This window comes from Labedella gwakjiensis (assembly GCF_003014675.1).
GTDB classification, from domain to species: domain Bacteria; phylum Actinomycetota; class Actinomycetes; order Actinomycetales; family Microbacteriaceae; genus Labedella; species Labedella gwakjiensis.
Genome location: NZ_PYAU01000001.1, coordinates 1,850,887 through 1,866,039 on the forward strand (window position 1 = coordinate 1,850,887; position 15,153 = coordinate 1,866,039).

Consider the following 15,153-nt stretch of genomic DNA (forward strand, 5'->3'; position numbering starts at 1 on the left):
CAGGTCGAACGACCTTTCGTGACACCTCACGGCTTTAGGGTGGGTGCGTGAGAGCGATCGCGGACCCATCGCGCGTCCTCGGGCTCGACGTCGCCCGCGGACTCGCCGTGCTGGGCATGTTCGGCGCCCACTTGGGGGCTCCCGACGATCTCGTGCTCGCGGATCCGTCGACGTGGGGCGCGATCGTGCACGGCCGCTCGTCGATCCTGTTCGCCGTGCTCGCGGGCATCTCGGTCTCGCTCCTCTCCGGGGGGCGGACGCGCTACGCGGATCGCGAGGACGCCGACGACATGCGGGCCCGTGCGCGGGTGCGGATCACCGTTCGCGCGCTGCTCATCTTCCTCATCGGCGTGGGGCTGACCGCGCTCGGCACGAACATCATCGTGATCCTCGAGTACTACGCCGTCATGTTCCTCCTCGCCGTTCCCATGCTCGGGCTGCGGGCGCGCACCCTCTTCGTCCTCGCCGGGGTGTGGGCGATCGTGGCGCCGCCGATCGTGCTGCTCCTCGCGACCGTGGCCGGCGCGTACGGGGTGGCGGACGACAACCTGCTCGTCGAACTGTTCGTCACGGGTGGCTATCCCGTGATCGCGTGGATGTCGTTCCTCTGGTTCGGGATGGGACTCGGCCGGCTCGACCTCGGCTCCCGCGCGGTCGCCGTGCGCCTCGCCCTCGTGGGACTGGCGCTCGCCGTGGCCGGCTACGGGTTCGGCATCGCGACGACCGACCCGGACGCCGCCGACCTGACCTTCTCCTATCCCGGCGTGCCCGGGGCGATCGCCGAACCCGACTGGTCGCTCCTCCTCGGCATGGAGGCGCACTCCGGGACGACGTTCGAGATCGTGGGGTCGTCGGGTATCGCCGCGCTCGTGATCGGTGTGTGCCTGCTGATCGCCCGCCGAGCCCGCCCCGTGCTCTTCCCCGTGGAGTCGATCGGGGCGACGGCGCTCAGCACCTACTCGATCCACGTGGTCGCCTATGCGCTGCTGTTCCCGGAGGAGCCGAGCGGCTGCGCCTGGGGCTGGTTCGCCCTCACGGCGCTCGTACTCTGTCCGCTGTGGCGGCTCACGCTCGGCCGTGGCCCGATCGAGCGCATCGTGAACGTCATCTCGACGCGGGCGGCATTCGGGCCGCCGCGCGAGAGCATTCCGCGCTGAGCTGACGCCGAAACGCCGATCGGCCGGAGGCGATGCCCCCGGCCGATCGATGTGCGCCGCGCGGGTGCGGCTACAGGCTGTCGTCGTCTCGTCGCGCTCCGTCGTCACCCGCGTCAGGGCCGTTGCGGCGTCGCGTGACGACGAACAGCACGCCGGCCACGATGACGATCACGGCGAGGATGATCCCGGCGATGATCGCGAGGTGTCCTCCGGAGAGGCCGGCCTCGGTCGGCTCGCTCGATGCGGAGGGTGATGGGGCGGACGTGACCGAGTCGGTGGGTGTCGTCACGGCGGGCTCCGACGCGGAGGGCGACGGGCTCGCCGACGGGCTCGCCGGTGTCGTGACGGTGAAGGGGATGGTGCCGCTGATGGGGTGTCCGTCGGACGAGACCACGCGCCAGTCGACCGTGTACGCGCCGCCCGGCATGTCGCTCTGCAGTGGCACCGTCACGGTGGGGCCCGAGACGGCGGGGGTGTCGGCGACCCATTCGGCCCCGTCGGCGTCGGTCACGGTGACCTCGACGCCCACCTCGAGGATGTTGTCCGAGTAGGTGAGGACGATCTCGCTCGGCGCGGGGTCGAGGGCGGCGTCCGCCGCGGGGGTGCTCGAGACGAGCTCGTCGTGGGCGGAGGCCGGCGCGATCGCGGTGGTCGCGGCGAGCAGGATGCCGAGGGCCGTGGCGGTGGCGAGCAGCGTCCGGGGTCGTCGGACCCGGCCCGGCCGGGTCGAGGGGGTGGAGTCGAGCAGGGATGAGCGAGGCATGGTGAAGTCTTTCGGAGGGGTCGCCGTGCGGCGTCGAGAAGGGGGACGCGGAGTGCCGCGGCCGCGCCCTCGTCGAGGGGGCGTGGTCAGGCGGCGGCGCGGAGCGGTGGGCCGCGGCGGGGCAGGGCGCCGAGGTGGACGAGTCTCACGCGACGCGATACGACGCGGGTGGCTCCGACGATGGAGACCGTGCACGGGGCGGCGATCGGTCGCACCCGGATGGCGCCGAGCAGGCGCGTGATCGCGATTCGTCCGACGGTCCGGAGGTGGGCGATGGTCCTCTCGCCGCGACGAAGCGCGATCACCGTGAGGGCAGCGGCGAGGCCGTGGGCGATCCACATGGTGATTCCGTCGCCGTGGGGGTGGAGCGGTGACGCGGTGCCGAGGAGCACGACGCTGTCCGCCATGCCGTGGGCGTGCGCGCCGGAACCTCCGACGGCGACGCCGGTGGATGCCCCCAGGACGAAGAGCACATGGAAGAGCAGTTGGCTCGCCCCCACGGAGAGGACGAGTCCCAGGGTGCTGAAGCGGAGGCGCCCGAGGAACGTACACACGGCGATCGAGAGAACGAGCGGCACGGCGATGCCCGCGACGGCCGGAACGGTGCCGCCGCCGGCGACGTGCGAGAGGAGCGCGACGAAGGTCGAGACCGCGGCCGCGAGGGCGCCGCGCGCCACCAGCCGTATCCGAGCAGACGCCATTGCCCCATTATCCGCCAGGCACCTCCGCGCCTCCTGGTCGGGCGGTCAGCAAGCACTCTTGAAGCGCTCAGTCAACATGCGGTTCCGGTGAGGGGCGTGCGGATAATCTGGGAACTCCCGAGCCGAGAGTGAACCGTGACCCACATCGACGACAGGCCGTGGCTGAGCGCTTACGCAGACGGCGTCCCCTCCGACATCTCCGAGCCCACCGAGACCCTCGTCGACATGCTCGACGCCGCGGTCGCCCGTCATCGCCGGGGAGTGGCGACGGAGTTCTTCGGAGCGCAGACCACGTACGGCGAGCTCGCCGAGCAGGTGTCGCGGGTGGCCGAGGGTCTCCGGAAGCTCGGCGTGAAGGAGGGCGACCGGGTCGCCCTCGTCCTGCCGAACTGTCCGCAGCACGTCGTCGCGTTCTACGCCGTGCTGCGCCTGGGTGCGATCGTGGTGGAGCACAATCCGCTCTACACCGATCGCGAACTCCGCCACCAGTTCGAGGACCACGGCGCGCGCGTCGCGATCGTGTGGGACTCGGTCTACGACACCGTCGCGGCCTTCCCGGCGGACATCGGCGTGGAGCACGTGATCGCGGTGGACATGACGGAGGCGCTGCCGTTCGCGAAGCGCGCCGCGCTCCGGCTGCCGATCCCGAAGGCGCGTGAGTTGCGTGCGGCCATGACGAAGAAGCCGTCGCGTCGACGCTTCCTCGCGTGGTCCTCCCTCGTGGAGTCGCGTCGGCTGAGTCGGCGTCACGTGCGTCCCACGCTCGACTCGGTGGCCGCCCTCCAATACACGAGCGGCACGACGGGCACGCCCAAGGGCGTGATCCTGAGCCACCGCAACCTGCGCGCGAACGGGATGCAGTGCCGCGCGTGGGTGCCGGGGCTCCGTGAGGGGAACGAGACGTTCTACGCGGTGCTTCCGATGTTCCACGCCTACGGCCTCACGGTGTGCCTCATCACGGCGATGAGCATCGGCGCGAAGGTCGTGCTCTTCCCGCGCTTCGACGTGGGGCTCGTGACGGATGCGTCGAAGACGTCCCCGCCCACGTTCCTGCCGGCCGTGCCGCCGATCTACGACGCTCTCACCCGTTCGGCTGCCGGCCGATCGAAGCTCGACCTCTCCCACGTGCGGTTCTCGATCTCGGGAGCGATGAGCCTGCCGGTCGCGACGGTGCAGCGCTGGGAGGAGGCCACGGGTGGGCTGCTCGTGGAGGGTTACGGCATGACGGAGTCGTCCCCCGTCTCGCTCGGCAACCCGATGGGGCACTCCCGTCGACCGGGTGCCGTCGGCGTCCCGTTCCCGAGCACCTTCATCCGCGTGGTGGACCCGAACGATCCGACCGTCGAGCGTGAGCCGGGCGAGCCCGGGGAGCTGCTCGTGAAGGGGCCGCAGGTCTTCCAGGGCTACTGGCACCGTCCGGACGCGACGGCCGAGTCGCTCCTCGCGGACGGGTGGCTGCGCACGGGCGACATCGTGACGGTGTCGGCTGATGGTTTCGTGACGGTCGTCGACCGGGTGAAGGAGCTCATCATCACGGGTGGCTTCAACGTGTCGCCGTCGGAGGTGGAGGAGGTCTTCCTCTCTCACCCCGACATCGCCGAGGTCGCCGTGGTGGGGCTGGCGAAGGATTCGGGTGGCGAGGACGTGGCCGCAGCCGTCGTGCTGAACGCCGGGGCCGTGTTCGACCCCGACGCGCTGAAGGACTTCGGTCGCTCGCGTCTGGCCCGCTACAAGGTGCCGCGCCGTTTCGTCGAGGCCGACTCGCTGCCGCGTTCCCTCGTGGGCAAGGTGCTGCGGAAGCGCGTGCGCGAGGAGCTCTTCACGGCGCGGAAGCCGCAGCCCCGCGACTGAACATGACCGGCCCTCCGCGAACACGACCGGCCGCCCGCGAGCATGACGTGCCCTCTGCGAACACGACCGGCCCGCTGGCACGCGACTCAGCCGACGAGGCCGAGCGTGAGCGGCAGGACGGCGGAGGCGCCGGCCCGACGGAGGATGCGGCCGGCGACGGTGAGCGTCCAGCGGGAGTCGGCGCGGTCGTCGACGAGCAGCACGGGGCGGCCGCCGAGCTGAGTGAGGTCTTCCGCGAGTTGGGGCCCCACGGCGAAGCGATCCCAGACCCCCGCGAGCCTGTAGGCGCTGTTACCGCCCGGGCCGCCGGTGGGGCCGCCGCCGGCGAACTCGAGCGAGCCGAGGTATGGGAGTTTGCCGATCGAGGCGATACCGGTGGCGAGTGACTCCACGAGGAGGGGCCGTGAGCGGGAGGGGATGCTCACGACGGCTGCTGGACGCTCCTGCCAGCCCCAGTCCGCGAGCACGCGGACGCACGCGTCGAGGACGTTGGGGGCGATCGGCGCGTCGGGGGCGCCCTCCGCGAAGATCGTGCGGAGCACTCCGCCCCAGCCGAGGTCGGTGAGGCGAGCGAGGGCTCGCCCTTCCTCAACTCGCTCGTCGGGGGAGAGCCGCCCCTTCACCGGGGCGCCGAGGCGCTCGGCTCCCGTGGGCCACTGGGACCGCGGCTCGATGGGGACGCCGACGCGGTCGAGCGACGCGCTCGCCGAGGAGGTTGCCTCCTCCGTGACGGCGGCCGGGTACCACGCGCTCGTGCACGTGTCGCACCGCCCACACGGCGCGGCCGACGGGTCGTCGAGGTCGCGCTGGAGTGTCTCCATGCGGCACGCGCCCGTGCGCTCGTAGTCGAGCATCGACTGCTGCTCGGCCTTCCGGGCGAGCGCGATGCGTTCGTAGCGTTCGCGGTCGTAGACCCACGGCTGGCCGGTGGCGACCCACCCGCCGGAGACGCGGCGGACGGCGCCGTCCACATCGAGGACCTTGAGGAGGAGTTCGAGCGGCGAGCGGCGGATGTCCACGCGGGATTCGAGCGCGGGGGTCGAGAGCGGCTTGGCGTCGCTCGCGTCTCGCAGGGCGTCGAGCACGGCGGTGGCGCGCGCCTCGTCGGGCATGGACGCCGTGGCGAAGTAGCTCCAGATGTCCTCGTCCTCCTCGCCCGGGAGAAGCAGGACGTCGGCGTCGATGGATCCGCGGCCCGCGCGGCCGACCTGCTGGTAGTAGGCGACGGGGGATGAGGGAGCGCCGAGGTGCACGACGAAGCCGAGGTCGGGCTTGTCGAAGCCCATGCCGAGTGCGCTCGTGGCGACGAGGGCCTTGAGCTCGTTGCGCTTGAGCATGCCCTCCGACTCCTCGCGCTCATCCGGGTCGGTGCGGCCCGTGTAGGCGCGCACCTCGTGGCCGGCCTGGCGGAGGAGGCGGGCGGCGTCCTCGGCCGCCGAGACGGTGAGCGTGTAGACGATGCCGCTGCCCCGCAGCTCGCCGATGTGGCTGAGCAGCCACGCGAGTCGCTGGCGCGACGTGCCCAGCTGGAGCACCCCGAGGCGCAGAGACTCGCGTGCGAGCGAACCACGGATGGTGAGCACGCCCGATTCCGCGGAGTCGTCCGAGCCGCCGCCCAACTGCTCCACCACGTCGGTGACCACGCGCGCATTGGCCGTGGCCGTGGTGGCGAGGATGGGGATGCCGGCGGGCAGCGTGGTGATCAGTTCGGCGAGACGCCGGTAGTCGGGCCGGAAGTCGTGCCCCCAGTCGGAGATGCAGTGGGCCTCGTCCACCACGAGGAGCCCCGTACGGCGGACGAGATCCGGGAGCTGTTCGTCGCGGAACCGCGGATTGTTGAGCCGTTCGGGGGACACGAGGAGCACGTCGACCTCGTCGGCGGCGAGCCGGGCGCGCACGTCGTCCCACTCGTGGAGGTTGGCGGAGTTGATGGCCACAGCGCGGACGCCGGCGCGTTCGGCCGCCGCCACCTGGTCGCGCATGAGGGCGAGCAGGGGCGACACGAGCAGCGTGGGCCCGGCGCCACGACGGCGAAGGAGCAGGCTCGCGATGAAGTAGACCGCGGACTTGCCCCACCCGGTGCGCTGCACGACGAGCGCACGCCGGTGGTCGTCGACGAGGGCGAGGATGGCCTCGAGCTGCCCGTCGTGGAAGTGCGCGTCGTCGCGACCGGTGAGGGCGCGCAGGGCGTCGAGCGCCTCCGAGCGGGAGTCGAGGGAGGTCGTGGTCGAGGTCATGCGTCCATCCTCGCAGCCGCCCCCGACGCCGCCGCCCGCCGCGACCGTCCCCGTGTGTTCCTCGACCTCCAGCCGCCTGTGGACGACGGGTCGTCAGCGCGCCGCTGCGTGCGTCCCCGCGGCGGACAGGGGCACGAGGCGCGCGAGCTGCGTCACGTGCCCGGGCTCCAGCTCGGCCACGGTCGTGACGCCGAGGAGGCGCATCGTCCGCTCGATCTCACCCTGGAGGATCGCGATCGTGCGGTCGACGCCCTCGCGGCCGCCGGACATGAGCCCGTAGAGGTACGCGCGCCCGATGAGCGTGAAGCGGGCGCCCAGCGCGAGCGAGGCCACGATGTCCGCCCCGTTCATGATGCCCGTGTCGATGTGGACCTCGGTGTCCTTCCCCACCTCGGCGACGACTTTCGGGAGCAGGTGGAACGGGATGGGTGCACGGTCGAGCTGACGCCCTCCGTGGTTCGAGAGCACGATCCCGTCGACACCCATGTCGGCGAGCCGCTTCGCGTCGGCGAGGTTCTGCACGCCCTTCACGACGAGCTTCCCCGGCCACTGCTGCTTGATCCACGCGAGGTCGTCGAAGTTGACCGTGGGGTCGAACATCGTGTCGAGCAACTCGGCGACGGTTCCCGACCAGCGGTCGAGAGTGGCGAACGACAGCGCCTCCGTCGTGAGGAAGTCGATCCACCACGCCGGCCGCGGCAGCGCGTTGATCACGGTGGCGGGGGTGAGCTGCGGTGGGATCGAGAAGCCGTTCCGCTTGTCGCGCAGGCGCGCACCGGCCACGGGCACGTCGACCGTCACGAGGAGCGTGTCGAAGCCCGCCTTCGCGGCCCGATCGACGAGGGCCATGGAGCGGTCGCGGTCCTTCCACATGTAGAGCTGGAACCAGTTCCGCCCGTGGGGGTTGGTCGCCTTGACGTCCTCGATCGACGTCGTGCCCATCGTGGAGAGGGAGAAGGGGATGCCCGCGGCGCCGGCGGCCGCGGCCCCGGCGCGCTCGCCCTCCGTCTGCATCATGCGCGTGAATCCGGTGGGCGCGATGCCGAAGGGGAGCGCGGAGCGTCCGCCCAGCACCTCGACGCTCGTGTCGACACGCGACACGTCGCGCAGGATCGACGGGTGGAACTCGATGTCGCTGAACGCCTGACGCGCGCGGGCCAGGCTGATCTCGCCCTCCGCCGCGCCCTCGGTGTAGTCGAACGCGGCCTTCGGTGTGCGTCGCTTCGCGATGCGACGCAGGTCCTCGATCGTGAGGGCCGCGTCGAGGCGACGCTTCTTCGCGTCGAGTTCGGGCTTCTTGAACTGCATGAGCGGCGCGAAGTCGTGCCAGGTGGGGATGCGTCTGGTGGTCATGCGATCGGTCCTTCCGATGGTGCGGGGAGAGGGGGCGCCGCTGTGGGACCGGCGAGCCCGGTCTCGGCGTAGTAGCCCGTGATGTGGTCGTGCACGACGCCGCGAGCCGAGGCGGGGTCGCCGGATCGGATCGCGTCGAGGATGGCGCGGTGTTCGGCGGCGAGCCGCGCGGCCGTGTCGGGCCACGATGGCAGCGCGGCGGCTCCGGCCACGACGTAGCCCTCGATCGCGTCACGCAGCCCGGCCATCGTCGCGACGATCACCTGGTTGCCCGCCGCCTCGGCGAGGCTCACGTGGAAGCGGGCATCGAGCGCGAGGAACTCGGCCGGGGTGAGCGACGCGTCGTCCATCGCGTCGAGGAGCTGTTCCGCCGCTCCGAGGTCGACGCCTGCCCGGCCGGCGAGGGTCTCGGCGACCGCGGTCTCGAGGACGAGTCGTGTGTCGACGATGTCGGACACGTCGAAGCCGGAGGCCGCGACCTGGAGGCGCAGCAGCGCCGACATGCCTCCGCGGGGAGTGGAGACGATGATCGCGCCGGAAGAGGGCCCCGATCCCGTCGCGGTGCGGACGAGACCCAGCACCTCCAGCACCCGCAGCGCCTCACGCACGCTCGACCGGCCGACGCCGAGGTCGGCGGCGAGGGCGCGCTCGCCGGGGAGGTGGTCACCCGGAGCGAGGGCGCCCGACAGGAGATCCGCTTCGACCGAGCGCAGGACGAGCTGCCAGGCGCGGGCGTCGTCGCTCATGCGTCCTCCGTCGGCTGTCGCTGTGGGCATGGTGCTGTGGTCCGACCACTGTGGTCTGACCACAGCGTACCCGAGTGCTGGGATCGAGAACAGCCCCTGTTTCCGAGCGTCGCGTCAGTCGGCGCCGCAGCGGGGAGCGGCGCACTCGAGCACCGTGCCGCTCCACGTCGCCTTCTTCATCGAGCCCTCGCGCTGCACGCCGACCGCGAGGAGGGGGCGGTCCTCTGCGTCGAGGGAGAGGGCGAATCCCTCACCGGCGCCGAGGTCCGTCGGTACGGCGCCCACGAGACGAACGACCGTCTGGCTCGTGCATGCCGCGTCGTCGCACGAGAGCAGGGCGACGCTCGCCGTCTCGTCGATGACGCCGACGAGCGGCCGCCCGGTGGAGTCGATGGCGAGCGTGGGAGAGGACAGCACATCGCTCGGAGGGTCGATGTCGGTCGTCGAGCCCTCCGCGCACGAGAGATCGGTGCACGAGAACAGTCGCAACGTCGGGTGCCCAGGAACTCGGTAGAGCACGACCGGCAGGCCGTCGGCTCCGATCTCGACCTGGGTGCCGTAGGCGTAGTCGAAGTCGGAGGGATCGCCCGGAATCTCGGCGTCCGGCGTCTCGATCGTCGACTCGCCGTCAGCGGTGGCGGTGAGGACGCGGAGAGGGACGAAGTCGTCCCGCGACTCGCCGTCGGCGAGGGAGACGACGGCCGTGCGCCCGTCGGGCGCGAGCGCCACGTCGATCGAGGTCGAGTTGGATCCGCCGTACCCCCACATGACGGGGATCGTCGTCTGCACGCTCTCCGTGCACTCGGCGTCGGAGCAGAAGTCGAGCGACACGACCGCATCGATCGACTCGCGCGGACGCGCGACCGAGGCGATGACCGGGAACTCTCCGCTCGCGTCGATCGCGACGCCCAGGAGACCCTGGTTGGACCGCGCGAACACGGAATCCGCGGGCTCGAAGACCGAGTCGATGCCGCCGAGGACGCGCTCGTCGCCGGGCATCCCGCGCTTGTCCCACAGCACGTCCTCGACCTCGTCGTCCGTCAGACCGGAGGGGAGCGGCTGCGCCCACTCCCGCAGGGCGTCGGGCGAGCTATAGGTGGTCCGCAGTTCGAAGCGGCCCGAGCGGTCGTCCGGGCCCTCGATGGGGTACCAGCTCGCGGAGAGGATCCCGCCGTTCCCGGCGGGAGCGATGGCCGTCGGGAGGATGGAGCGCATCTCGGTTTCAGGGATGCAGGTCGCGCCGGAGCAGAGTCGCACTCCCGACGACTCGCCGCCGAGCCGCGAGAGCACGGCGGTGCCGTCGGCCCACGGCGCGATCTGCGACGACGGCCACACCTGCGGGACGTCGGTGACCGCGTACGACGGCACGCGCCAGGGGTTCGCCCACACCAGCACGCCGGCGAGGAGTGCGGGCACGAGCAGGACGGCGATGCCCCACAGCGGGCCGCCATGACGAGGCGCCCGGGCGGCTGCCGACGTCGGTTCCGCGGTGGACACGAGCGGAGCGATCGCCACGCCCTCCTCGCGGAGCGCGACGCCGCGCACGGTCACGCCGGCGAGCAGCACCTGTGCCAGCGCCGTCGGAACAAGCGAGAGCGCTGTTCCCACCACCGGCGTCCACCACCCGACGGGCAGGAGGCCGCCGAGGGCGGTGAGCCCCGCCGTCACGAGGCCGGTCAGCAGCACGGTCGACGCGATCGCGACGCGCGGGCTGCGGAAGGGTTCCGCCGACGGCGACACGATCATGTGCGTGGAGCGCCAGGCCCAGCCGAGGGCCGCGCCGAGCGGCTTCCGTGCGGCGACGACCTGCGGCCACGCGAGCAGGAGGGGTGCGGTCACGATGACGATCACGACGAGCACGAGGAGTGCAGCGACACCGGCCAGCGGGAAGACCGGCAGAAGGACCGTCGTGATACCCGCGACGATCACGGTGATCGCAGCCGAGACCACGGCGGCGAGGGCGACGCTCCACGGGCGGCGGGCGGCGCCGACCCAGGCGTCGCGCGCGGACAGGGCGCGACCGTCCGAACGGGCGAGGAGAACAAGCGTGGCCGCAGTGATCCCGTACGCGTGGGCGATCACGAGGGCCAGGGCGAGCAGACCGGCGCCGACGAGCAGGGTCGACCCCGAGTCGTTCCGCAGGGGAACGATCTCGCCGTTCCCGATGCTGAGGACTCCCGCGAGAGCGGTCATGGCGATGAGGGCGGCGACGATGGCGACGGCGACGAACGGCACCGCGTACGCGATGAGGGGCTGCGGAGCGCCGAACGCGAGGTGTGCAGCGCGCGGCGGGCCGTACATGCGGTCGGCGTGAGAGCGGATCGGCGCCCCATCCTCTGTCGTCTCGGCCGGAGGGGTCGGGGGTGTCGTGCGCTCGCTCATCCCGCCCGATGCTACCGGTGGGGTGGTCGACCGCTCAGGGGGAGAGGTCCCCAATGGGGTTGGTCATCACGTGACGGAACGGCGATGTCGGTCGAATGCCCGACTGTGCCGGGTGTTCGATTTCGTTAGGTTTGAGTACATCCATAATCGGTCGGTCGACCTGGTTGTAATTCCTACGGTCGTCTCGCGTCCATGCTGCGAGGTCCCTGTGGGCGACCAGAAGGGAATCCCATGAAACGAATGACGGCATTCTTCCTTGCAGTCGTGATCGGTGTGGCTGTGCCCACCACGATCGCGCCGACGGCACACGCCGACGACAAACAGCACACGCAGCAACTGTGGGAAGCAACGACGTTGACGAACAAGCTCAGGCTCAGTACATCGGCGCGATCGGCCAAGCCGATCGCCACCTGCTCGGTCGGTACCGACGGCGGAATCTGTACGATTTCTCGGGGAAAGTCGGCAGATCGGACGATCAGTCTTTCTCTCGGATTGACACGTTCTGTCGCCGCGTCGAGTCTCGGTTTCAGTAGTGCGAAATCTGTGTCGACGACTGTCTCCTGTCAGTCGCCCGTGATGAAACGAGGCTCTGTCTGGCGTGCCTGGGCGGTGGGCCATTACTGGAAGTACAAAGCTCAGAAGGTCACGTACGTCGACGGAGTCCTCGTAAACACGCAGACGAGTGGTTATCTGTATGCCTTCAATCCGGGCGCTTCGCGAATCCACTGCGCGTGAGACCGTACGTGCGTGGTGCAGCCGCGGGTTTCGCCGTCGCATGCGTCCTGCTTTTCTCATCATGCTTCGCAACCGACGCGGCGCACACGTCGCCTCGCGATCTCCTCGGTGAGACGCTCGAGGATGCTCGGCCATCGTTCCCGGACGACGCGACGGTCCTGATCCAGGACGCATCGCCGCGCCTCGGACTTTCGGCGGGCTACAGGGATGAACTCGACGACGGGGGGTGGACGGTTGTGAGCGCATGCAGTTCTGATGACCGTCTCGCCGACTCCGATCTCATCGAGGTGGCCGTCATCCCGACGGACTCATTCACGTCGGCTGTGGTTCGGCGGATGGAGGAGGGAGAGTTCCGGGACGCGGTCACGAGTTGTGAGGGGTGATCCAAGCCCACCTGGTCGCGGTAGAACGCGATCGAACGGGCCAGGTCGCTCACGGGGACGACGACGACTTCGAGTGTCCAGTCCATGGCGTCATTCTCCGCCCGCGAACGGCCGAACGACAGAGCCGATTCCCCGCCCCCTGATGTGGGGTGGCTCGCGCCGCTCCGTGGCCATCGACCCGACTCCTCCCGCCGATAGGGTGTCGAAGGCCCTGCAGTCGAGCACGGTCGGAGAGGATCGTGTGACGCAGGACCAGCAGCCGACGACGGTCTTCCGCCGCGATCTCCAAGGGCTGCGATCGATCGCTGTGATCGCCGTGGTTCTCAGCCATACGCTCGGTGTCCCGGCCGGCGGCTACGTGGGCGTCGACGTGTTCTTCGTGCTCTCCGGGTTCCTCATCACCGAGATGATCCTGCGCGACCACGCCCGCACCGGACGGGTCTCCCTCACCCGTTTCTACGGGCGACGCGTGCGACGGCTCCTTCCCGCGGCGGTGCTCGTGCTCGCCGTCACGACGGCTGCATCCTTCCTGCTGCTCAACCGCCCGCGCGCCGAATCGGTGCTCGGCGATGCCATCGCGTCCGCCCTCGTCGTGAGCAACTGGCGCTTCACCGCGACCGGTACCGACTACTTCTCCGCCGGGGGTGCGGTCTCGCCGCTCCAGCACTTCTGGTCGCTTTCGGTCGAGGAGCAGTTCACGCTCGTCTGGCCGGCGCTCCTGCTCCTTCTGCTCTCGCTCCTCGCGGCCCGCTCCGCGAGGCGCGGTCGGATCGCCGTCGGGGTGCTCGCCGGCGTCGTCGTGGCCGGGTCCTTCACGGTCGCGTTGCTGCAGACGTCAGCGTCCGCCGAGGTCGCGTACTTCTCCACGGGAGCGCGGGTGTGGGAGCTCGCGCTCGGGGCCGTGATCGCGGCGGCCGCCCCGGCGCTGGTGCGGGTGCCGACTGTCGTTCGGGGCCTGGCCGGCTGGGTCGGAGTGGGCGTCATCGTGGCGTCATGTCTCCTCCTCACGGCCGACTCCGCGTTCCCCGGCCCGTGGGCGCTCGCCCCGACGCTCGGAGCGGCGCTCGTGATCGCCGGGGGGATGGGCGGCGCGTCACGCTCGCTCGTCGTACTGACCAACCCGCTGAGCGTGGGCATCGGGAACATCTCGTACGCCCTCTACCTGTGGCACTTCCCGGTCATCGTGCTCCTCCCCATCGTGCTGCCGGAGACGCTCCCCGCACCCCAGGCCGTGCTGCTCGCCGCCACGCTCGCGCTCGCCCTCATCTCGTACGCCCTCGTCGAACAGCCCATCCATCGGTCCCCGTGGCTCGAGCGACCGCGGCCGCCCCGAGCCGATCGGCGGGAAGCGTGGACCGAGTGGCGCGGGCGGTTCGGCAGTCAGTTCGTCATGGCCGGTCTGTGCGCGGTGATCGTGGCGAGTGTGGGCGGCATCGTGGTGTCGCCGCAGCTGCACTCCGTCGCGTCGACGCAGGCGGCCGCGCCGGCCGGCGACGACACCGAGGCGCTCGCCGCGGTCCAGCAGGAGATCGCCGCCGCCACGACCGCCACAGCCTGGCCGCAGCTGTCCCCGTCACTCGACGATGTGATCGCGCGCAGCACGAGCGACAACCCCGCGCGGGACTGCTTCCAGCCCGGCGGGATGCCGGACGAGGGCCGCTGCTCGTGGGGCAACGGCGACGCGCCGAAGCGCATGTTCGTGATCGGCGACTCCACCGCCCTCGCCTACTCGCCCGCGTTCCGCGCGATCGCCGATCAAAGCGGCGGGCAGTGGCGCATCACGACCATCGGCCTCTACGGGTGCCGCTTCACCGACGTGCTCCTCGAGGGCGACGGGGACGGCGTGATGGAGTCGTGCGCCGACCGGAAGCAGGGCATCGCCGCCATGATCGCGTCCGAACAGCCGGACATGGTCGTGATCGCGGAGGCGTTCGTGGGTGGACACACGACGTCGGGCCAGGATCTGTCGCCGAGCGAGATCGTCGCGGCCACCGCGCGCTACGCGGCCGGGCTCGGGGTCGGCGATCGTGTCACGTACCTCGCACCGCCGCCGCTCGGCGCGGACCTCGGGTCCTGCTACACGCAGGTGTCGAGTCCGACGGACTGCGCGGTGCGGGTCGACGACACGTGGAAGGCTTTCGACGCGGCCGGAGCGGCGGCGGATGCATCGGGCATGTGGACGTACGTCTCGTCCCTCCCGTTCAGCTGCGCCGACGGCGTGTGCCCGGCGTTCGCGGGATCCATCCCCACGAAGTTCGACCAGGTGCACCTCACGACGGCGTACTCGGAACACATCGCCCCGGCTATCCGCCGCCTCCTCGCCGAGGCCGGCACCCTCTAACCCCACCCCAAAGGGCTACTCCCGAGCGAGGGCGGCAGGTACACCTACCGCCCTCGGCATCGAACTGTCGCCCTCGCCGGCGGGGATTGCGGCCACGACGGACTCGTCAGGCGTCGATCCAGCGTGCGACGATCCACAGAACGGCATCTCGATGTCCCTGCACAGCGTCCGCATCAGCGAGGGAGATGATGCCGCGGTCCGGTGTGGCCCAGCGGATGAGGCCTGAGTCATCATCGAAGCGGAATGTGTCCGTGTCGGAGCGGACGGCGACACCGCGGTGGAGGATCAGCTCGATTCCCTTGCCGGGACGGAGCGCGAACGTGACGCGGTCGACGCCGTCCACGACGAAACTCGGCGCCTTCCACTTGATGCGTTCGGTGATGCGGGCGTCGAGCGCCAGGATCGCGTCGCGGAGCTCGCTCACCTGCGCGGCGAGCGGATGGTCGAGGGAGGCGAGATAGGTGTCGACCTCTGGTGTGTGTCGTTCCACGTCACTCCTGTTCT

At 70.7% G+C, this 15,153-nt stretch carries 11 protein-coding genes; 4 read left to right on the plus strand and 7 right to left on the minus strand.

Going from position 1 to position 15,153, the window contains the following annotated elements; translation table 11 throughout:
• Positions 1-47: 47 nt before the first annotated feature.
• On the plus strand, positions 48-1,157 hold the full coding sequence (locus CLV49_RS08775; protein ID WP_106563205.1) for a heparan-alpha-glucosaminide N-acetyltransferase domain-containing protein: 1,110 nt from the start codon (positions 48-50) through the stop codon (positions 1,155-1,157).
• A 70-nt stretch (positions 1,158-1,227) separates the two neighbouring features.
• Here CLV49_RS08775 and CLV49_RS08780 read toward each other — a convergent pair whose 3' ends face one another.
• Both CLV49_RS08780 and CLV49_RS08785 read right to left on the minus strand, forming a co-directional pair.
• On the minus strand, positions 1,228-1,920 hold the full coding sequence (locus CLV49_RS08780; RefSeq protein ID WP_106563206.1) for a copper resistance CopC family protein: 693 nt from the start codon (positions 1,918-1,920) through the stop codon (positions 1,228-1,230).
• Between the two features lie 86 nt (positions 1,921-2,006).
• Complete coding sequence (locus CLV49_RS08785; RefSeq protein ID WP_127054370.1) at positions 2,007-2,621, minus strand: hypothetical protein; 615 nt, start codon at positions 2,619-2,621, stop codon at positions 2,007-2,009.
• Positions 2,622-2,756: 135 nt separating this feature from the next.
• Between CLV49_RS08785 and CLV49_RS08790 the strand changes: the two genes are divergently transcribed.
• On the plus strand, positions 2,757-4,472 hold the full coding sequence (locus CLV49_RS08790; RefSeq protein WP_106563208.1) for a long-chain-fatty-acid--CoA ligase: 1,716 nt from the start codon (positions 2,757-2,759) through the stop codon (positions 4,470-4,472).
• 86 nt (positions 4,473-4,558) lie between these two features.
• On the opposite strand, the gene CLV49_RS08795 is transcribed toward CLV49_RS08790, so the two are convergent.
• From CLV49_RS08795 to CLV49_RS08810, 4 genes are all read right to left on the minus strand, one after another.
• Positions 4,559-6,709 (minus strand): RecQ family ATP-dependent DNA helicase, encoded by a 2,151-nt coding sequence (locus CLV49_RS08795; RefSeq protein ID WP_106563209.1) that lies wholly within the window; start codon positions 6,707-6,709, stop codon positions 4,559-4,561.
• A gap of 93 nt (positions 6,710-6,802) precedes the next feature.
• Entirely contained in the window at positions 6,803-8,062 is a 1,260-nt protein-coding gene (locus tag CLV49_RS08800) for an alpha-hydroxy acid oxidase (RefSeq protein WP_106563210.1), read from the minus strand.
• Positions 8,059-8,808, minus strand: coding sequence for a FadR/GntR family transcriptional regulator (locus CLV49_RS08805; RefSeq protein WP_106563211.1), 750 nt, complete (start codon positions 8,806-8,808; stop codon positions 8,059-8,061). The genes CLV49_RS08800 and CLV49_RS08805 overlap by 4 nt, the downstream gene beginning before the upstream one ends.
• Positions 8,809-8,922: 114 nt before the next feature.
• Positions 8,923-11,190, minus strand: coding sequence for a hypothetical protein (locus tag CLV49_RS08810; RefSeq protein ID WP_106563212.1), 2,268 nt, complete (start codon positions 11,188-11,190; stop codon positions 8,923-8,925).
• A 231-nt stretch (positions 11,191-11,421) separates the two neighbouring features.
• Here CLV49_RS08810 and CLV49_RS18175 point away from each other — a divergent pair, with 231 nt between their 5' ends.
• On the plus strand, positions 11,422-11,925 hold the full coding sequence (locus CLV49_RS18175; protein WP_127054368.1) for a hypothetical protein: 504 nt from the start codon (positions 11,422-11,424) through the stop codon (positions 11,923-11,925).
• A 549-nt stretch (positions 11,926-12,474) separates the two neighbouring features.
• Entirely contained in the window at positions 12,475-14,649 is a 2,175-nt protein-coding gene (locus CLV49_RS08820) for an acyltransferase family protein (RefSeq protein ID WP_243696633.1), read from the plus strand.
• Between the two features lie 106 nt (positions 14,650-14,755).
• Here the strand turns inward: CLV49_RS08820 and CLV49_RS08825 are convergent, their stop codons facing one another.
• Complete coding sequence (locus CLV49_RS08825) at positions 14,756-15,139, minus strand: DUF1801 domain-containing protein (protein WP_106563214.1); 384 nt, start codon at positions 15,137-15,139, stop codon at positions 14,756-14,758.
• Between the last annotated feature and the right edge of the window lie 14 nt (positions 15,140-15,153).

What these genes read in the sequence shown, in the direction of transcription:
- CLV49_RS08780 (WP_106563206.1), bottom strand. Translation starts at nt 1,920, where the DNA reads ATGCCTCGCTCATCCCTGCTCGACTCCACCCCCTCGACCCGGCCGGGC.
- CLV49_RS08785 (WP_127054370.1), bottom strand. Translation starts at nt 2,621, where the DNA reads ATGGCGTCTGCTCGGATACGGCTGGTGGCGCGCGGCGCCCTCGCGGCC.
- CLV49_RS08795 (WP_106563209.1), bottom strand. Translation starts at nt 6,709, where the DNA reads ATGACCTCGACCACGACCTCCCTCGACTCCCGCTCGGAGGCGCTCGAC.
- CLV49_RS08800 (WP_106563210.1), bottom strand. Translation starts at nt 8,062, where the DNA reads ATGACCACCAGACGCATCCCCACCTGGCACGACTTCGCGCCGCTCATG.
- CLV49_RS08805 (WP_106563211.1), bottom strand. Translation starts at nt 8,808, where the DNA reads ATGAGCGACGACGCCCGCGCCTGGCAGCTCGTCCTGCGCTCGGTCGAA.
- CLV49_RS08810 (WP_106563212.1), bottom strand. Translation starts at nt 11,190, where the DNA reads ATGAGCGAGCGCACGACACCCCCGACCCCTCCGGCCGAGACGACAGAG.
- CLV49_RS18175 (WP_127054368.1), top strand. Translation starts at nt 11,422, where the DNA reads ATGAAACGAATGACGGCATTCTTCCTTGCAGTCGTGATCGGTGTGGCT.